The sequence below is a fragment of the Pseudosulfitobacter pseudonitzschiae genome (genome assembly GCF_002222635.1).
Taxonomy (GTDB): Bacteria; Pseudomonadota; Alphaproteobacteria; order Rhodobacterales; family Rhodobacteraceae; genus Pseudosulfitobacter; species Pseudosulfitobacter pseudonitzschiae_A.
The window spans coordinates 1,517,134-1,535,330 of the sequence record NZ_CP022415.1; the positions used below are offsets into that span (position 1 = coordinate 1,517,134).

21 protein-coding genes are annotated in these 18,197 nt (G+C 60.0%); 15 read left to right on the plus strand and 6 right to left on the minus strand.

The features are described from left to right. Window positions 1–16: 16 nt before the first annotated feature. The 6 genes from SULPSESMR1_RS07370 to SULPSESMR1_RS07395 all read left to right on the plus strand — a co-directional run bounded on the left by SULPSESMR1_RS07370 (window position 17) and on the right by SULPSESMR1_RS07395 (window position 5,269). Entirely contained in the window at window positions 17–712 is a 696-nt protein-coding gene (locus SULPSESMR1_RS07370) for a 50S ribosomal protein L21 (RefSeq protein WP_089420234.1), read from the plus strand. Window positions 713–723: 11 nt separating this feature from the next. Beyond that, the gene (gene rpmA, locus SULPSESMR1_RS07375; protein ID WP_089420235.1) at window positions 724–993 is read left to right on the plus strand and encodes a 50S ribosomal protein L27; all 270 of its coding nucleotides are present in this window, start codon (window positions 724–726) and stop codon (window positions 991–993) included. A 232-nt stretch (window positions 994–1,225) separates the two neighbouring features. Further along, complete coding sequence (locus tag SULPSESMR1_RS07380; RefSeq protein ID WP_089420236.1) at window positions 1,226–1,762, plus strand: GNAT family N-acetyltransferase; 537 nt, start codon at window positions 1,226–1,228, stop codon at window positions 1,760–1,762. Window positions 1,763–1,801: 39 nt separating this feature from the next. Further along, entirely contained in the window at window positions 1,802–2,836 is a 1,035-nt protein-coding gene (gene obgE, locus SULPSESMR1_RS07385; protein ID WP_089420237.1) for a GTPase ObgE, read from the plus strand. Beyond that, the gene (proB, locus tag SULPSESMR1_RS07390) at window positions 2,824–3,930 is read left to right on the plus strand and encodes a glutamate 5-kinase (protein WP_089420238.1); all 1,107 of its coding nucleotides are present in this window, start codon (window positions 2,824–2,826) and stop codon (window positions 3,928–3,930) included. Before obgE ends, proB begins: the two co-directional genes overlap by 13 nt. 73 nt (window positions 3,931–4,003) lie before the next feature. Next, entirely contained in the window at window positions 4,004–5,269 is a 1,266-nt protein-coding gene (locus SULPSESMR1_RS07395) for a glutamate-5-semialdehyde dehydrogenase (RefSeq protein ID WP_089420239.1), read from the plus strand. An 8-nt stretch (window positions 5,270–5,277) separates the two neighbouring features. Here the strand turns inward: SULPSESMR1_RS07395 and SULPSESMR1_RS07400 are convergent, their stop codons facing one another. Beyond that, on the minus strand, window positions 5,278–5,874 hold the full coding sequence (locus SULPSESMR1_RS07400; protein WP_089420240.1) for a histidine phosphotransferase family protein: 597 nt from the start codon (window positions 5,872–5,874) through the stop codon (window positions 5,278–5,280). Between the two features lie 26 nt (window positions 5,875–5,900). Here SULPSESMR1_RS07400 and SULPSESMR1_RS07405 point away from each other — a divergent pair, with 26 nt between their 5' ends. From SULPSESMR1_RS07405 to SULPSESMR1_RS07430, 6 genes are all read left to right on the plus strand, one after another. After that, complete coding sequence (locus SULPSESMR1_RS07405; protein ID WP_089420241.1) at window positions 5,901–6,086, plus strand: DUF3553 domain-containing protein; 186 nt, start codon at window positions 5,901–5,903, stop codon at window positions 6,084–6,086. 153 nt (window positions 6,087–6,239) lie between these two features. After that, complete coding sequence (locus SULPSESMR1_RS07410) at window positions 6,240–6,971, plus strand: GNAT family N-acetyltransferase (protein ID WP_240311330.1); 732 nt, start codon at window positions 6,240–6,242, stop codon at window positions 6,969–6,971. After that, a complete protein-coding gene (locus SULPSESMR1_RS07415; protein WP_089420243.1) occupies window positions 6,968–7,798 on the plus strand; it encodes a lysophospholipid acyltransferase family protein in 831 nt (276 codons plus the stop codon). The genes SULPSESMR1_RS07410 and SULPSESMR1_RS07415 overlap by 4 nt, the downstream gene beginning before the upstream one ends. A 184-nt stretch (window positions 7,799–7,982) precedes the next feature. Further along, window positions 7,983–8,855, plus strand: a complete 873-nt coding sequence (rpsB, locus tag SULPSESMR1_RS07420; RefSeq protein ID WP_089420244.1) for a 30S ribosomal protein S2 — start codon at window positions 7,983–7,985, stop codon at window positions 8,853–8,855. A gap of 76 nt (window positions 8,856–8,931) precedes the next feature. Then, the gene (gene tsf, locus SULPSESMR1_RS07425) at window positions 8,932–9,807 is read left to right on the plus strand and encodes a translation elongation factor Ts (RefSeq protein ID WP_089420245.1); all 876 of its coding nucleotides are present in this window, start codon (window positions 8,932–8,934) and stop codon (window positions 9,805–9,807) included. Window positions 9,808–10,041: 234 nt separating this feature from the next. Next, a complete protein-coding gene (locus SULPSESMR1_RS07430; protein WP_089422207.1) occupies window positions 10,042–10,812 on the plus strand; it encodes an MBL fold metallo-hydrolase in 771 nt (256 codons plus the stop codon). Window positions 10,813–11,247: 435 nt separating this feature from the next. Here SULPSESMR1_RS07430 and SULPSESMR1_RS07435 read toward each other — a convergent pair whose 3' ends face one another. The 4 genes from SULPSESMR1_RS07435 to SULPSESMR1_RS07450 all read right to left on the minus strand — a co-directional run bounded on the left by SULPSESMR1_RS07435 (window position 11,248) and on the right by SULPSESMR1_RS07450 (window position 14,036). Further along, window positions 11,248–12,009, minus strand: coding sequence for a LuxR family transcriptional regulator (locus tag SULPSESMR1_RS07435; RefSeq protein ID WP_089420246.1), 762 nt, complete (start codon window positions 12,007–12,009; stop codon window positions 11,248–11,250). Further along, the gene (aroQ, locus tag SULPSESMR1_RS07440; RefSeq protein WP_089420247.1) at window positions 12,006–12,449 is read right to left on the minus strand and encodes a type II 3-dehydroquinate dehydratase; all 444 of its coding nucleotides are present in this window, start codon (window positions 12,447–12,449) and stop codon (window positions 12,006–12,008) included. The genes SULPSESMR1_RS07435 and aroQ overlap by 4 nt, the downstream gene beginning before the upstream one ends. A 79-nt stretch (window positions 12,450–12,528) precedes the next feature. After that, window positions 12,529–13,005, minus strand: coding sequence for a MaoC family dehydratase (locus tag SULPSESMR1_RS07445; protein WP_089420248.1), 477 nt, complete (start codon window positions 13,003–13,005; stop codon window positions 12,529–12,531). A gap of 26 nt (window positions 13,006–13,031) precedes the next feature. Beyond that, window positions 13,032–14,036, minus strand: coding sequence for an NADP-dependent oxidoreductase (locus tag SULPSESMR1_RS07450; RefSeq protein WP_089420249.1), 1,005 nt, complete (start codon window positions 14,034–14,036; stop codon window positions 13,032–13,034). Window positions 14,037–14,081: 45 nt separating this feature from the next. On the opposite strand from SULPSESMR1_RS07450, the gene SULPSESMR1_RS07455 reads away from it, so the two are divergent. After that, window positions 14,082–14,744: a histidine phosphatase family protein gene (locus SULPSESMR1_RS07455; RefSeq protein WP_089420250.1), complete on the plus strand. Its 663-nt coding sequence runs from the start codon at window positions 14,082–14,084 to the stop codon at window positions 14,742–14,744. Window positions 14,745–14,753: 9 nt separating this feature from the next. Here SULPSESMR1_RS07455 and SULPSESMR1_RS07460 read toward each other — a convergent pair whose 3' ends face one another. Beyond that, window positions 14,754–15,749, minus strand: a complete 996-nt coding sequence (locus SULPSESMR1_RS07460) for an NADPH:quinone oxidoreductase family protein (RefSeq protein WP_089420251.1) — start codon at window positions 15,747–15,749, stop codon at window positions 14,754–14,756. A 149-nt stretch (window positions 15,750–15,898) separates the two neighbouring features. Here SULPSESMR1_RS07460 and SULPSESMR1_RS07465 point away from each other — a divergent pair, with 149 nt between their 5' ends. Further along, a complete protein-coding gene (locus SULPSESMR1_RS07465) occupies window positions 15,899–17,071 on the plus strand; it encodes an acyl-CoA dehydrogenase family protein (protein WP_205387968.1) in 1,173 nt (390 codons plus the stop codon). Further along, the gene (locus SULPSESMR1_RS07470) at window positions 17,068–18,183 is read left to right on the plus strand and encodes an acyl-CoA dehydrogenase family protein (protein WP_198362862.1); all 1,116 of its coding nucleotides are present in this window, start codon (window positions 17,068–17,070) and stop codon (window positions 18,181–18,183) included. Before SULPSESMR1_RS07465 ends, SULPSESMR1_RS07470 begins: the two co-directional genes overlap by 4 nt. Window positions 18,184–18,197 lie beyond the last annotated feature (14 nt).

An 18,197-nucleotide genomic window follows, 5' to 3' on the forward strand; every position in this document is an offset into this window, starting at 1 on the left:
AGTAAGGAAGAACGATATGTTCGCGGTTCTCAAAACCGGCGGCAAGCAGTACAAAGTTCAAGCGGGCGATACGCTGCGCATTGAAAAACTGGCCGCAAAAGCAGGTGATAAAGTACAATTCAACGAAGTGATGATGATCGGGGGCGATACGCCCAAGGTCGGCGCACCTTTGGTTGCAGATGCAGGCGTTCAGGCCGAAGTCATCGACCAGATCAAAGGCGTCAAGACAATCAACTTCGTCAAACGCCGCCGTAAGCACTCGAGCAAACGGACCAAGGGCCACCGTCAGCAGCTGACACTGGTGCGCATCACCGACATTCTCGCCACAGGCGCGGACATGTCGGGCGTGATGGCCGCCGTGGGTGGTGCAGGCTATACGGCTGTTTTCGCCGACGGCCAGAACGCCAAGCTGAAGACCGCGCAAGCTGAAAAAGCCCGCCGCGCCGACGCTGGTGAAGCTGCCCCCGAAAAAGCACCCAAAGCCAAGGCCTCGAAAGCCAAAGCATCTTCGGACGCGGACGATCTCAAGCAACTGTCGGGCGTTGGTCCCGCACTTGAGAAGAAACTGAATGAAGCCGGTGTGACCACCTTTGCCCAAATCGCGGCATGGACGGAAGCGGACGTGGCTGATATGGACGAGAAACTGTCTTTCAAAGGCCGGATCGAGCGTGAAGGCTGGATCGAACAGGCCAAAGACAAGACCAAAGGCTAAGGAGAGACCAAATGGCACATAAAAAAGCAGGTGGTTCATCCCGCAACGGCCGCGACTCAGCGGGTCGTCGTCTTGGTGTGAAACTCTACGGCGGTCAGGCCGCCATTCCCGGCAACATCATCGTGCGTCAGCGCGGGACCAAATTTTGGCCGGGTGAAGGCGTTGGCATGGGCAAGGATCACACGATCTTCGCCGTTGTCGATGGCGCCGTGACCTTTCACAAGGGTCTGAAAAACCGCACCTTCATTTCGGTTCTGCCACAGGCGGAAGCCGCAGAATAAGCCGAACCTGACAGGTTAAAAGTCTTGAAGGGATCGGCGAAAGCGCCGGTCCCTTTTGCATTTCTCAACAAAATCTTAAGGTGCTGGCGTCATTTTCATATCGCAGCGTTTTCTTGCTGTGACTGCCCCACACAGACCTCGCAAAACGCGGCGTCGCACCTTATCTGAACTATACCCGCTGCGCGATCTGTGCGCGGGGTTGAATTCGGACTGTTCGAGGAGGAACAAACCGATGGAATTGACCAAAGTGGCCACCCAGCCGATGATCGAAACCGAACGGTTCGATCTGCGCCCCCTGCGCAAATCCGACCGCGGCCTGATCGAAATGTACGCCGCCGACAAACGGGTCGCCACAATGACCACGTCAATTCCGCACCCGTTGCCACCCGGCACATCCGAGGCATTCGTGTCCCGCGCCATGTCGGAAACCCGCGAAGAAGACGTCTGGGCCATTGATGCCAGCAAAGAGGGCGGCTCGGAACTGATGGGCGTGATCTCGATGCAGCAGATCGACCGCAATCAGGCCGAACTGGGCTATTGGGTGGCACCGGCGTTCTGGAACACCGGTCTTGCCTCCGAAGCGGTGCAGGCATTGGTCGACGCCAATCCGATGGGCAACCAGGCCCTCTTTGCGGTTGTGTTTCAGGACAACGCTGCCTCGGCCAAGGTGTTGACGCACTGCGGTTTTAAGTATCTGGGTGAGGCAGAGAGCTTCTCTGTTGCCCGCAATGCGACTGTCCCCACTTGGACCTACTCGCGCAAACTCTAACGGTTGCCCACAGGGGCCCGCACAGGCTAGGACCGCGCTATGAAATTTCTTGATCTCTGCAAGGTCTATATCCGGTCCGGTGCGGGCGGCGGCGGCTGTGTGTCGTTCCGGCGCGAAAAGTATATTGAATACGGCGGCCCCGATGGCGGTGACGGCGGCACAGGCGGCACCGTCTGGGCCGAGGCTGTAGACGGTCTGAACACCCTGATCGACTTTCGCTACCAGCAGCACTTTTTCGCCAAGAACGGCCAACCTGGCATGGGCCGCCAGCGCACCGGCAAAGACGGCGACGACATCGTTCTGCGCGTCCCAGTTGGCACCGAAATTCTGGACGAGGACGAAGAGACCGTCGTCGCTGATCTGACCGAAGTGGGCCAGCGGGTGAAACTGGCGCGTGGCGGCAATGGCGGCTTTGGCAACCTGCACTTCAAATCCGCCACCAATCAGGCCCCGCGCCGTGCCAATCCGGGCCAGGAGGGCGTCGAACGCACGCTCTGGCTGCGCCTGAAACTGATCGCGGATGTGGGTCTGCTTGGTCTGCCCAATGCGGGCAAGTCCACCTTTCTGGCGGCCACATCGAACGCACGCCCCAAGATCGCTGATTATCCGTTTACCACGCTGCACCCGAATCTGGGCGTTGTGGGTGTGGACAACGTCGAATTTGTCGTGGCTGACATCCCCGGCCTGATCGAAGGCGCCTCCGAAGGGCGCGGCTTGGGTGATTTGTTTTTGGGTCACGTCGAACGCTGCGCGGTGCTGTTGCATCTGGTCGACGGCACCTCGGACACTGTGGCCGAAGATTATCAGACCATCATCACCGAACTCGAGGCTTATGGCGGCGATCTGGCCGACAAGCCGCGCGTGACCGTGCTGAACAAGATCGACGCGCTGGACGACGACGAGCGCAATGAGGCCAAGGCCGCGCTGCAAAAAGCCTGTGGCGGCACCGTCATGTTGATGTCGGGCGTCGCCCGTGACGGCGTGACCGAAGTGCTGCGCGCCTTGCGTAAGCAGATCGACGACGACCGCCTGCGCAAGAAAGAACCCCAAGAGGAAGAATCGTGGCGACCCTGACCGATGCCAAGCGGCTGGTCGTCAAGATCGGCTCGGCCTTGCTGGTGGACCGCGCGACAGGTGCGCTGCGTGACGACTGGCTGCGCGCACTGGCGCTGGATGTGCAATGGCTTAAGGGGCAGGGCACGCAGGTGGTTCTGGTCTCCTCGGGTTCGATTGCACTGGGGCGCGGTGTGCTGGGCCTGCCCGCAACCGACCTGCCGCTGGAACAATCCCAAGCTGCCGCTGCCGTTGGCCAGATCCGTCTGGCGCGTGCCTACGAAGACGTGATGGCGTTGCACGGCATCACCACCGCCCAAGTCCTGATGACACTGGAAGACAGCCGTGACCGCCGCCGCTATCTGAATTCGCGCGCGACGTTGGAAACCCTTCTGGCGCTGGATGCTTTGCCCATTGTCAACGAAAACGACACCGTGGCCACCGACGAAATCCGCTTTGGGGACAACGACCGTTTGGCAGCACAGATTGCTGCCACCATCGGCGCGGATCAACTGGTGCTGTTGTCCGATGTCGACGGCTTTTATTCTGCCAACCCCTCGGATGACCCGTCCGCCATCCGCTATAACGTCATCGACGAGATCACCGCCAAGATCGAGGCCCAGGCCGGCGATGCCGGTTCGGGGCTCAGCAAGGGCGGCATGAAAACCAAGCTGATGGCCGCCAAAACCGCCACCGCTGCGGGCTGTGCAATGGCGATCTGTCACGGCTTTGATCCGCGCCCGCTGCAACGTCTGCACAACGGGGCACCCGCCACATGGTTCTCGGCCACGTTGGACCCGCAAACCGCCCGCAAACGCTGGATCGCGGCCATGAAACCGCGCGGCACCCTGACGCTGGATGCGGGGGCAACTCTTGCTCTGGAGAACGGCAACAGCCTGCTGCCTGCCGGTATCACCGCCGTTGCGGGTGATTTCAAACGGGGCGATCCCGTCGCCATCGCAGATCCGTCGGGCCATGTGCTTGGCCTTGGCCTCGCGCGTTATACCGCCGAAGAAACCCGCACCATTCAGGGCCACCACAGTGCGCGGATTGAAACCCTGCTGGGTTACCCGGGCCGCGCCGCTCTGGTACACCGAGACGACATGGCGCTCTAAGGCTTCTTCTGGCTGAAAATATCCCCGCCGGAGGCATAAATCTTCGCCGACACTGACCACAAGGACCAGACCGATGAACAACTTTGCCAATATTCCCGATCTGATGGCCGACATTGGCGCACGCGCCAAGGCGGCCTCTGCCGATCTCGCCGTGGCCTCGGCCGAGCGTAAACACGCCGCGCTGGTCAGCGCCGCAGACGCCGTATGGGCACAGCGCGAGACAATCCTGAAAGCCAACGCCAAAGATCTGGAATTTGGCCGCGACAAGGGCCTGTCGCCCGCAATGATGGACCGCCTGACCCTGAACGAGGATCGTATTCAGGGCATCGTTGACGGACTTCGCAGTGTGGCGGAGCAGGCCGATCCGGTGGGCGCCATTATGGCCGAATGGGACCGGCCCAGCGGTCTGCACATCACGCGCGTGCGCACACCTTTGGGTGTGATCGGCGTGATCTACGAATCGCGCCCGAACGTTACCGCCGATGCCGGAGCGCTGTGTCTCAAGGCTGGCAATGCGGTGATCTTGCGCGGTGGCTCGGAAAGTTTTCATTCCTCGAAAGCCATTCATGCCTGCCTGATGCAAGGGCTGCGCGACGCGGCCTTGCCCGAAGACGCGATCCAACTGGTTCCGACCCGCGACCGCGCTGCCGTGTCGGAAATGCTGACCATGACCGACACCATCGACGTGATTGTACCGCGCGGCGGCAAGGGTCTGGTGGGGCTGGTACAGCGTGATGCGCGGGTGCCGGTTTTTGCCCATCTCGAAGGCATTGTTCACATCTATGTGGACAAAGACGCCGACCCCGAAAAAGCGCTGCGCGTGGTGCTGAACGCCAAGACGCGGCGCACCGGTATCTGTGGTTCGGCGGAATGTCTTCTGATCCACCGCGATGCGCTGGCGACGATCGGTCAGGGCCTGGTCAAGGCACTGATGGATGCAGGTGTTGAAATGCGCGTGGACGAGACGCTCAAGGCGATTGATGGCACGGTCGAGGCACAGGCCGATGACTGGGGACGCGAGTATCTGGACATGATCATGGCGGCCCGCGTGGTCGATGACATCGACGCTGCGATCGCGCATATCCGCACCTATGGCTCGCAGCACACCGAGTGCATCATCACCGAAAACGAAGAGGCCGCGACACGCTTTATGGCGCAGCTTGATTCAGCGATCATCATGCACAACGCCTCGACCCAGTTTGCTGACGGGGCCGAATTTGGGATGGGCGCCGAGATTGGCATCGCCACTGGCAAGATGCACGCGCGGGGTCCGGTAGGGGCCGAACAGTTGACCAGCTTTAAATATCTGGTGCGTGGCGACGGGACGACACGCACCTGAAATCTGGCCTAAAAGCTGATGGTCAGGTCGCCGCTCTGACCGGTGACCGTCAGCTTTCGGCCCGCGTCAGCGACAACCGCCGGAAGCAGGGCAAATTGCACATGGGCAGGTTCTATCTCTGCGGTCACGGCTGTGCCGTCCAGTGTCTTCCACAGTGCATCGTCCACGTTCAACTTTTCGCCGCGCCCGTGCACCGTCCAGCGCTGGCGTTCGCAGGTTATCTCGATCCGGCCACCGTAGGGCATGGCCGTTTCCAGGCACTGGATCGCTAAAAATGCCATGCGCACCGCACCGCGCGGATGTCCGTCCATCGGGCCCCATGCCACGTCCAACCGCCCGCCGTCCATCACGTCGCGCAATACGCCCACAATCTCGGCGCGGCCCATCTGCTGGTTCCCCGCCATCCCGTAAGCAATGCGAAAAAACCGGATGCGTGCGGTGGCACTGCCGACAGATTGCGAAATCAGCTGCATTTCCGGCCCGTCTCTGCTGCCGGTCATTTCAAGCAATTCCAGACCATTGTTGATCGCCCCCACGGGGGATATCAGGTCGTGGCAAATGCGGCTGCCGATCAACGCGGCCAGATTAACGTCACTGGTGCCCATGTGCGGCCTCCTGTAAAGGGTAACAGATGGAAGATTTAAACGCCATTCTGGCTCCTGGTATGCTCGTGCGCCATTCCCAATGCCCGGATTGGGGCGTGGGTCAGGTACAAAGCAACATCGACAAACGGGTCACTGTCAACTTTCGTGAGCAAGGTAAAGTTGTCATCGACAGCAGCCGTATTGCTTTGATACCCGTATTTGATGGCTCATGATTGTTGCTGAAACGTTAACGGATGGCCGTGTGCGCTAATTTAAGATAAAACCCGCCAACTCCGCTCAGCCCATTCTGGCGGTCCAAAGATAGACTGACACCAATGCCAATGATCCGCCCCGCACGACAGACCGCTCCGCAGTTCCGGATTTCGATGGCACGCGATGCGAATGATCTGATGGCGGCGCAGCGGCTGCGTTATGATGTGTTTGTGCGCGAACTGGGCGGCGGCGGCGACATGGTGGACCACGATGCGGGGTTGGAACAGGATCGCTTTGATCCGTTCTTTGACCATTTGCTGCTGCACGACATGGCACAGGGGCAGGTGGTCGGCGTTTACCGGATGCTGCGCAGTGATCAGGCGCGCGCGGCGGGGCAGTTTTATTCCGAAGACGAATATGATCTGACCCCCCTGCGGCAATCGGGGCGCAATCTGCTTGAGCTGGGGAGGTCATGCCTGCACCCTGACTATCGCGGTGGCATGGCAATGCATTACCTGTGGTCGGCGCTGGCGTCCTATGTGGCCGAGCATGACATCGACATTCTGTTCGGCGTGGCCAGTTTTCATGGCACCGATACAAGTGCTTTGGCGGCCCCTCTTTCGTTGTTGCACCACCGCCATCTGGCACCGCCGGATGTGCGCGTGCGGGCACGTCCGGAGTCGTTTCAATCCATGAACCTGATCCCCGAAGAGGTGCTGGACCGCCGCACCGCCATGTTGCAGGTGCCTGCGCTGATCAAAGCCTATATCCGCCTTGGTGGTGTGATCGGCGAGGGCGCGTGGATCGACCGGACCTTCAATACCACCGATGTCTGTCTGGTGATGGACACGGCCCATATGAACACCCGCCAAAGCCGTCTTTACACGGCACGGGGCAACACATGACCACCACATGGGACGATGGTAACGTGCCAAAGCCGCGCCGTCTGGGCGCGGGCGATTGGGTGCGGGTAGCCCTGCGCGGCCTGACCGTCGGCGCGCTGGTCTTTGGCGGGTTGATTGTGCTGTTGTTGGTGCGTCTGGTCGAACGTCCGCTGTGCGGGCTGCGCCGTCCGGTCACACCTTTTATCACCGTAGGCGTGTGCAAGGGTGCGTTGCGATTGATTGGATTGCCATTGAGCGTGACAGGCGTGCCAATGCGTGGGCAGGGGGCTGTGGTGGCCAACCATTCGTCATGGCTGGATATTTTTGTGCTGAATGCCTCGAAACGGATCTATTTCGTGTCCAAGTCCGAGGTTGCAAGCTGGCCCGGCATCGGCTGGCTGGCGCGGTCGACGGGCACTGTGTTTGTCGTGCGCGATCCGAAACGTGCATCCGAGCAGACGCAGGTGTTTCAGGACCGGCTTCTGGCGGGTCACAAGCTGTTGTTTTTCCCCGAAGGCACCAGCACCGACGGGCTGCGGGTGTTGCCGTTCAAGCCGACGCTGTTTCAGGCGTTCTTTGCACCCGAGCTGCGTGATATGTTGCAGGTTCAACCTGTTACTGTGATCTATCATGCGCCCCGTGGCGCCGATGCGCGGTTTTACGGCTGGTGGGGCGACATGGTGTTTGGAACGCACCTGCTGGGCACGCTGGCTGCACGCCGTCAGGGACGGGTCGAGGTGATCTATCATCCGCCCCTGAATGTCGCGGATTTCACCAACCGCAAGACACTGGCCGCTGCCGCCGAAGCCGCCGTGCGCGGCGCGCATGTGCTGGCGGCGGGCAACTGATCCTGCCGCACGCCACAACGGTGGCAAACCGCTCTTGCACCCCGCGCGAAACCGGCCTATACGCGCGACACTTCAATCCGCAGGTGGGGATTGGGCACACGAGGGAGAAATCCTCGGATGTCCGCCGGTTGGTGCATTTGCACTGATACCCCGCCAAGGCGAAAACCGGAAAAGGATATAAGACATGGCTCTTCCCGAGTTCTCCATGCGCCAGCTGCTGGAAGCAGGCGTTCACTTTGGTCACCAGACACAGCGCTGGAACCCCCGCATGGGCCCGTACATCTACGGCGCGCGCAACGGCATCCACATCATGGACCTGACACAGACTGTTCCGATGCTGGATCAGGCACTGCAAGTCATCCGTGACACCGTCGCCAAAGGCGGCAGCATCCTCTTCGTCGGCACCAAGCGTCAGGCTGCACAGCCCATCGCAGATGCCGCAGAGAAATGCGCACAGTATTACATGAACCACCGCTGGCTGGGCGGCACGCTGACCAACTGGCAGACCGTGTCCAAATCGATCCAGCGGCTGAAAACCATCGACGAACAGGCCGAGCTGGGCTTCGAAGGCTTCACCAAAAAAGAACGTCTGGGCATGGAACGTGACCAGTTCAAACTGGAAGCCTCGTTGGGCGGTATCCGTGAAATGGGCGGCCGTCCCGACCTGATCTTTGTGATCGACGTCAAAAAAGAAGCGCTGGCCGTCGCCGAAGCCAACAAACTGGGTATCCCCGTTGTGGCTGTGGTTGACACCAACTGCCCGCCCGATGGCATCGACTATATCATTCCGGGCAACGACGACGCGGCCCGCGCCATCACGCTGTATTGCGATCTGGCCGCCCGCGCAGCCCTTGACGGTATGAGCGCCCAACTGGGTGCAGCCGGCGTTGATATCGGTGCAATGGAAGAAGCCCCTGCAGAAGAAGCCGTGGCAGACTCGACCGGTGTTGAAACCGGAAACGTCTCGGAAGAGACCGCGCACAACGACGCAATGTCGAAAGACGCGCCTTTGGACATCGAAAGCACCAAAGAAACAGTGGCCAAAGCCGACAGCTAAGGCTGTTACACGGTTTTGATACAATGCGGCGGGGGCAACCCCGCCGACCCGCAATAAATCTGAGGAGACCCAGCAGATGGCAATCACAGCATCTATGGTCAAAGAACTGCGCGAAAGCACAGGCGCAGGCATGATGGACGCCAAAAAAGCGCTGACGGAAAACGATGGCGACATGGAAGCAGCGGTCGATTGGCTGCGCACCAAAGGTCTGGCCAAAGCGGCCAAAAAATCGGGCCGTACCGCTGCCGAAGGTCTGGTTGCTGTCAAAGTTGACGGCACCAAAGGCATCGCAGTCGAAGTGAACTCGGAAACCGACTTTGTCGGCAAGAACGCCGAATTCCAAGGCATGGTATCGGGCATCGCCGATGTTGCCATCACAGTGGACAATGTCGACGCACTGAACGCCGCCCCGATGGGTGGCAAGACAGTAGCCGAAATTGTGACCGACAAGGTTGCGACCATTGGCGAAAATATGTCGGTGCGCCGCATGCAGGCCATCACAGGCGACACCGTTGTGTCCTATGTGCACAACGCAGCCGCACCCGGCATGGGCAAAATCGGCGTTCTGGTCGCAATGACCGGCGGCGACGACGCCTTTGGCAAACAGGTTGCGATGCACATCGCCGCCGTGAACCCTGCCTCGCTGAGCGAAGACGATCTTGACGCATCCGTGGTCGAGAAAGAAAAACAGGTTCAAATGGACATTGCACGCGAAAGCGGCAAGCCCGAAGCCGTCATCGAAAAGATGATCGTGGGCCGTATGAAAAAGTACATGTCCGAAGTGACCCTGCTGAACCAGCAGTTTGTCGTGAACCCCGACCTGACCGTGGCAGATGCCGCGAAAGAAGCGGGTGCCACAATCACCGGTTTCGTGCGTCTGGAAGTGGGCGAAGGCATCGAAGTGGTCAAAGAAGACTTTGCCGCCGAAGTGGCCAAAGTCGGCAAAGGCTGATTTCGACGCCTTTCGGGGCGTTCGACAATACACCAAAGACAAGCAGGGCATCCAATTGGGTGCCCTGTTTGCATTTGCACGCGGTCCAAAAGGGGGCTCTGCCCCCGCGTGTCTGCGACACTCCCCCGGAGTTTATCCGGCAAGATGAAACATTTGTTCACGGTTTTGTGGTCTGGGCGGCGCGCGCGATTGGTCTAGGTTCTTACACAAAGCAACCAACTGGGGATGAATTCCATGATACCGCGCAGAACCTTTCTGGCCGCCAGTGCCGCCGCCATTACCTTTTTGCCCTATGCCGCACGGGCTGCTGCCCATGCAGGCGACAGTTTCACCACCACCAATGGCGAGATCGAAGTTTTTCCGGTTGATCACGCATCCTTTGTGATGACCACGCCAGAAGGTACGATCTATAATGATCCCATCGGTGATCCGGCGATGTATACGGATTTTCCAGCCGCCGACCTGATCCTTGTCACGCACGAGCATGGCGATCACTACAACGCCGAAACGTTGGCGGCCCTTATGGGCGATGCCACCATCCTCGTGGTCAATCCGGCTGTGGCGGAAATGCTGCCCGAAGACCTGAAAGCACGGGCGACAGTTCTGGCCAATGGTGAGCAGGCTATGGCGGGCAACGTCAGTATTCGCGCGATCCCGGCCTATAATACCACCGAAGAGCGCAAGAATTTCCACCCCGAGGGGCGCGACAACGGCTATGTGCTGACCATTGACGGATTTCACGTCTATATCTCGGGTGACACCGAGGGCACGCGCGAGATGATGGCGCTGACGGATATTGATCTGGCCTTTGTCTGCATGAACCTGCCCTTCACTATGGACGCAGAAGCCGCAGCCGAAGCCGTGGCCGCGTTCAAGCCGACCTATGTCTATCCCTATCATTACCGTGGTCGTGATGGTGGCACCCAAGACCCCGAGGTTTTTGCCGCCGCAGTGGGTGATGCCACCACGGTCAAGATGGGCAACTGGTACCACAAAGAAGGCTGAACCGCGCCGGTGCCGGTGCAAAAGAAAACGGAGCCCCCCGGCATGGGCGGCTCCGTTCCTGTTCCTCGGGTCTTGACCACGGGGATGAGACGTGACCCTGAGGATAGGGTCCGACCCGGAAGACTGACTATACATCTCCCGAGCCGGGGTCCGGAAAGTCCGGCCGGTTGGCAGAGCCCCGTAATCGCGGGGGTTACCTTCCGCTGCTCCAATGGCCTTAAGCCACCACTCACGGAACACCTTGATAGTGTCGCTTAACCTGATGTTTCGAAAGTCAGGTAAACCTTACCTATGGTCAGATTATTGCCCAATTCAGGGAAGGGGAAAGACGATTATGATGCGTCACCGGTGACGATTTTACCGACTATTATGGAGTTCATCGCCAATTGTGTCGAGAGATTGTGAAAGAGCGGCGCCCCGAGCCCGCCAAACGGCTCAGGCTTCCAGAATGAACATCTGGTTGGCAAAGGCCGCTTTCAGCACCGCCTGCGCCGTGGTTTCCACCGCCAGCGCCTCGCGGGCCAGTCTGAGGTGTTTTTCGACCGTGGCGGATGTCAGCCCCATCAGCACCGCAATGTCCTGCATCGTCTTGCCATCCCCGACCCATTCCAGTGCCTCGCGCTGGCGTTTGGTCAGACCGCGGTTGGGGCCGGAATACGGCAGGGTCAAAATCTTGAGGTGCGCAACATTATTCATCAGGTGGATGTCGCGACCATGCGCGTCCCAGACCGCGTCAATTTCGTCTTGGGACATGCCGTCGCGCGCGGTCAGGGCTATCGCCCCCTTGGAGCGCGCCGACACCGACTTGAAGCTGATGGTATAGCCTGCTGTGACGCCCATCTTTTTGTTGAACTCCATCACCCGCGCCTCGGCAGGGGTCAGGGTTTTGGTCTCGACCATCTGGCTTAGCATGCGCCAGCTGCCCGCCCCTTCGTTGTTCAACGCCCAACTGACCATTGGCGCGTGCACATAATGCTGTTCGCCCATAAAGACATCTGTGTATTCAGTGGAATGGTTGGTCAGGATGATAAAATCTTCAGGGTCGCCCAGATTGTTGCCGTAGCGATAGCGGGTGAATCCATAGATCAGCCTGTCAAAGCCATAGCTGGCCATCTTTTCGGTGTGCGCGTCCCACAGCCCTTCCATTGTCTGACAATTGGAAAGCCCGTGAAGATAGCTGCGCACGTCATCGGTCATCCGGCAGACTCCAGATGTTTGGCCAGCGCCTGTATTGCCAGATCATAACCTTGCGCACCAAAACCCGCGATCTGCCCCAGTGCGACGGGGGCAATGTGGCTGTGATGGCGAAAGGTCTCGCGGGCGTGGATGTTGGACAGGTGTACCTCGACCACGGGCAGTTCGACCGACGCAATGGCATCGCGCAGCGCCACGGATGTATGGGTATAGGCACCCGCGTTCAGCACGATGCCGCCGTGTTTGCCTTTTGCCGCGTGGATCGCGTCGATCATCACGCCCTCGTGGTTGGACTGCACACAGGTCACGTCCAGACCCGCGGCCTTGCCCCAATCCACGCACATCGCTTCGACATCTTGCAAAGTTGTACGCCCGTAAACTTCGGGTTGGCGTGTGCCCAGCAGGTTCAGGTTCGGTCCGTTGAGGACAAGAATCGACGTCATTTCAACACTCTTGTAAATTCAACGTCTAGTTAGCCGCACCGCACCCGTGGTGTCCAGCGCAGTGCGGCGCGTTTTCAAATCAGGCAGCGGGGCCGAATACGGCCAGACCCAGCCAATCGGCGATCAGGGCAGGGGTCTCTTCGCCTTCGATTTCGATGGTCAGACCGGACTCGCGCAGCAGATCGGTGGCGTTGCGCTGTTTGACCGAATTGATCACAAAGCGACCCCGCACCCGTGCGCCAGCCTTGACCGGGTTCAGGAACCGCAGCTTGTTAAAGCCGTAGTTGATGCCCATCACCTGACCCTCTGCCATCGAAAAACATTCGTAGGAAAAGCGGCTGGCAAGGCTGAGCGTCAGGAACCCGTGCGCGATGGCCCCGCCAAAGGGGGTTTCGCGGGCGGCGCGTTCGGGATCGACGTGAATCCACTGCTGGTCCAGCGTGGTCTCGGCAAACTGGTTGATCATCTGCTGATCGACGGTGATCCAGTCGGACACGCCTACTTCCTGTCCGATCAACCCCTCAAGTCGGGCTACTTCTGTCTCAATAGGTGTCATGGTCTCTCTCCCTTGTATCTTTGCGTTCACGACGGATCCGCGGCGACGCGCACCATCCGTTTGCCTTTGTTGTCACCGGCCAACAGGCCGATCAGCGCCTTAGGCGCATTTTCCAGCCCCTCGACGATGTCTTCGGTTACTTTGATCTGGCCGTTGCGCACCCACGTCTGAAGCGCGCGGATCGCCTTGGCATCGTCGTCTGCGAAATCCATTACGATGAATCCCTCCATACGCAGCCGTTTGACCACGACCAGACCGGGCAGATTGCGCGGGCCGGTGGGGGCCTTGGTGTCGTACTGGCTGATCGCACCGCAACAGGCGATGCGGCCCTTATCGTTCATCAACGCCAAAACGGTTTCAAGAACGGTGCCGCCGACGTTGTCAAAATAGACGTCAATGCCATCCGGGCATTCGGCACGCAGTGCTTTGAAAAGGCCCGCGTCGCGGTAATCGACGCAGGCGTCAAAGCCCAGTTCGTCCACCACCCATTTGCATTTTTCAGCACCGCCCGCGATTCCCACAACGCGGCAGCCCAACGCCTTGCCGATCTGGCCGACAAAACCGCCAACCGATCCGGCAGCCGCCGAGACCACGATGGTTTCGCCCGCCATCGGCTTGCCGACGCTGACCAGACCGTGAAAGGCAGTCTTGCCCGCAATGCCGTAAACGCTGATCAGATGGCTGAGCTGGTCGACCTTTGGCAGCTTTTCGACCTTATGCGCAGGGCGCACAACATAATCGGCCCAGACCGCTTCGGCGGCGACGATGTCACCGACGGCCACGCGCGGCGAATTGGTTTCGACCACTTCACAGATCGAATAGGTGGCCATCACATCGCCCGCCTTGACCGCGTCGCGGTAGGTAGCGCCCTGCATCCACGACCGGTTGGCCGCATCAATCGACATCAGGATGGTTTTCAATAGCACTTCACCATCGCCTACGGCGGGCATTTCAGCCTCTTGCAGGGCAAAGTGGTCTTCGGTCAGCGTGCCGTCAGGCAGCGATTGCACGACAATCTGTCGGTTGTTCATTGTCAGCGTTCCTTGTTATCTAACGTAAAAAGAGAAAGGTCTGTCATGTCTCAGGAATTCCGCCAGCCCGTCTATGCGCCGCCCAAAGGGGCGGCCGATCTGATGTTGATCCGGCATGGTGAAAGTGCGCCTGCGCGCGAAGGTGTCAGCTTTGCGCAGATCGACGGGCACGGCGACCCGCACCTGCATCCCCAAGGGCACAAACAGGCCGAGCGTGTGGGCGAGCGGCTGAAAAACAACGCGATCACAAAGATTTATGTCACCAAACTGACACGCACGCAGCAGACGGCGGCCCCGCTGGCTAAACATCTGGGCCTGACACCGCAGCAAAACCCCGATCTGCACGAGGTGCATCTGGGCGATTGGGATGGCGGCCTGTACCGTATCAAGGCCGCAGCGGCCGATCCGGTTTACCGCCAAGCGATGGAGGCGCAGGATTGGGGCCTGATCCCCAATGCAGAAAGCCGCGACGGTTTTTTCGAGCGGGTCAGGCGCGGACTGCTGGACATCGCGTCGGCGCATATCGACGAACAGGTTGCCGTTTTCGTGCATGGCGGCGTGATCGGGGCCGCGCTGGCCGTGGCTGCGCGGTCCGAACCCTTTGCGTTTCTGGGCGCCGCGAACGGGTCGATCAGCCGTCTTGTGATACAAGGCGACCGCATGACCATTCGCGGGTTCAACGATATTTCGCATCTGGATGGCCTCTGAGTTCAGAGGTCATTCGACCTTCAACACGACCTTGCCCTGCACCTTGCGGTCTTGAATATATTCCAGCGCCTTGCCTGCCTCTTGCAGCGGGAAAACCGTGCCGATGCGCGGCTTGATCTTGCCTTCGGCGTAAAGCGCGAACAGATCCTGCATGTTCTCAAGATGGCCTTTTGGGTCTTGGCGTGTGGACGCGCCCCAGAACACGCCCACAATCTGGCAGGATTTCAGCAAGGTCAGGTTCAGCGGAATTTTGGGAATGCCCGCGGGAAAGCCCACAACAAGAAAGCGACCGGCCCATGCCATCGAACGCACAACGGGTTCGGCATACATGCCACCCACAGCGTCATAGGCCACGTTCACGCCGCCCGGTCCGACAAGATCCTTGATCTGCTGGGAAAAGGCGCGCTGCGCGTCCTTGTCCATCTCGCGGGGGTAGACCAGCGTATCATCGGCACCGACCTCGCGGCAGAACTGCGCTTTTTCCTCGGAGGACACGGCGGCGATCACGCGTGCGCCGGCAGCTTTGCCCAGTTCGATCGCGGCCACACCAACACCGCCAGCGGCACCGAGAATCAACAATGTCTCGCCCGGCTGGATGTTGGCGCGGTCTTTCAGCGCGTGATGCGAGGTGCCATAGGTCAGCACCAGACAGGCCGCATCTTCAAATGGCATGCCCTCGGGCATTTTCAGACAGGACGCGGCGGGCGCGCACATCTGCGTGGCAAAGCCGCCAAAGCCCGTCATCGCGATCACTTTGTCGCCCACGGCAAAACCAGTCACGCCTTCGCCTAGCTCTTCAACCACACCCGATACTTCACCACCGGGGGCAAAGGGGCGTTCCGGCTTCATCTGGTAGAGATCGCGAATGATCAACGTGTCGGGAAAGTTCACGCCCGCCGCTTTGACGGCGATTCGCACCTCGCCCTTGGCGGGCTTGGGATCGGCGATTTCTGTCCATTCCAGGGTCTCTGGTCCGCCCACGGCGGTGCTCAACATTGCTTTCATAACGGGTTCCCCTCCATAATCTGTGACGCAACGGCACGACTGGCCACAGCGTCTTGTCATGGGCGATCCTGCCTGCGACACCTTGCCAGCGCAATTGCGAAATGCAATTTTGCATTGCGGAACGTAACGGCACTGCTGCATCGGGGAGGATGAGCATGAGCGATGACGCACTGGAGACATTCCGGACGGAAGTCAGGACATGGCTGGAGGAAAACTGCCCCCCGGAAATGCGCGACGGCGCGTCGGGCGAGGATGCAATCGTCTGGGGCGGACGCAACTGGAAATTCACCAGCGACGCACAAAAGCTGTGGCTGGACCGGATGGCCGCCAAGGGCTGGACTGTTCCTACATGGCCTGTGGAATATGGCGGCGGCGGGCTGGACCGCGCACATCATAAGATTCTGTTCGAAGAGATGCGCGCGATTGGCGCGCGTGTTCCGCTGCAAAGTTTTGGCATCTGGATGCTGGGGCCTGCGCTGCTGGCCTTTGGCTCGCATGAACAAAAACTGCAATACCTGCCGCCCATCGCGCGCGGCGAAGTGCGCTGGTGTCAGGGCTATTCCGAACCGGGCGCGGGGTCTGATCTGGCATCGGTCCAGACCAAAGCAGACAGCGACGGCGACCACTATATCGTCAATGGCCAGAAAATCTGGACTTCTTATGCGGACAAGGCAGATTGCATCTTTGCGCTTGTGCGCACCGACCGCGACGCGCCCAAACATCTAGGCATCACGTTCCTTTTGATCGACATGGAAACGCCCGGCGTGACCACCAAACCGATCCGCCTGATTTCGGGCAAGTCACCGTTTTGCGAAACTTTCTTTGACGATGTGCACGTGCCCAAGGCAAACGTGGTCGGCACCGAGAACCGTGGCTGGGACGTGGCCAAACACCTGCTGACCCACGAACGCGAGATGATCTCGGGCGGCGGGCAGGGCTTGCTGGGCGGGCGTCCTTTGGGCGTTGTGCTGAATGAGCAAGAGGGCGGACTGACCGATCCGGTTCTGCGGGCCGAGGCGATGGGCTGCGAAGTTGACGCGCTGGCCGTGGCGCTGACGCTCGAACGCTACAAGGATCAGGCCGAAAGCGGCGGTGGCGTGGGTGATGCATCGGCCATGCTGAAATACGCAGGTACCGAGCTGAACAAGCGTCGGCACGAGCTGATGATGTCCGCAGGCGGCTCTGATGCGCTGGAATGGGACGGCAAGTACGGCGGGCTGGCATCCGACTGGCTGCGTACCAAGGCCAATTCGATCGAAGGCGGCACATCCGAGGTAATGCTGTCGATTATTTCCCGCCGCGTATTGGGGCTGCCGACATGAGCACACTTTTATTGACCGAAGACGAAACCATGTTGCAAGACGCCGCACGCGGCTTTCTGGACGGGGCGGCCCCTGTGTCGCACTTTCGCAAGCTGCGCGATGCGGGCCAGACCCATGATGCAAAACTCTGGGCAGAGATGGCGCAGATGGGCTGGACCGGCGTGCTGGTACCAGAAGAGGCAGGTGGCTCGGACATGGGCCACGCCGCGGCCTGTGTTCTAGCGGGAGAGATGGGCAAGACGCTGGCGACCTCGCCGTTTATTTCGACCGCCGTGATCGCCGCGACTGCGCTGCGTCAGGTGGCCACGGACCGCGCGCGTGATGCGCTGGGTGCGATTGCTGCGGGCGACGTGATCTACGGCCTTGCGGTGGACGAGGGCCATAAACACAACCCCGAAGGTACGCAGCTTGAGGCGCACGCCGATGGCAACGGGTTCCGTCTGAGCGGCACCAAAGGCTTCGTGGTCGATGGCGGCAATGCCGACCGCCTGCTTGTGCTGGCCAGAACCGGTGCCGGTCTGACCCTGTTCGATCTGCCCGCAGACCGCAACGGGATCACCCGAACAGTGCAAAGCTTGGTTGACGCCCGTGATGCGGCAACGGTTACCTTTGACAATGTACAGGCCACCGGCGACGACGTGCTGGGCGCGGTCGATGATGCAATGACCGTGCTGAAACCCGCACTGGAAGCGGGTCAGGCTGCACTCTCTGCCGAAATGCTGGGCCTTAGTGCCGGAGCCTTTGCAATGACCGTTGGCTATCTGAAGGAACGCAAACAGTTCGGCGTTGAAATCGGTCGGTTTCAGGCACTTCAACACCGCGCCGCACACCTTTGGTCTGAAACGGAAATTACGCTGTCTGCGGTTCGTCATGCAGGCCGCAAACTGGACGAAGACCCCGCCAATGCCACTTTGGCTGTCTCTTTGGCCAAGGCCCGCGCGGCCCAGACCGCCAAGCTTGCGGTGATCGAAGGCGTGCAGATGCACGGCGGCATCGGAATGACCGATGATTTCGACATGGGGTTTTTCATGAAACGCGCCCGCGTTGCCACCGAATGGCTGGGCGACTACGGCTATCACGCAGCAAAAGTCGCCGCCGCGCGCGGCTTTTGAAGTAAAGGATGAAC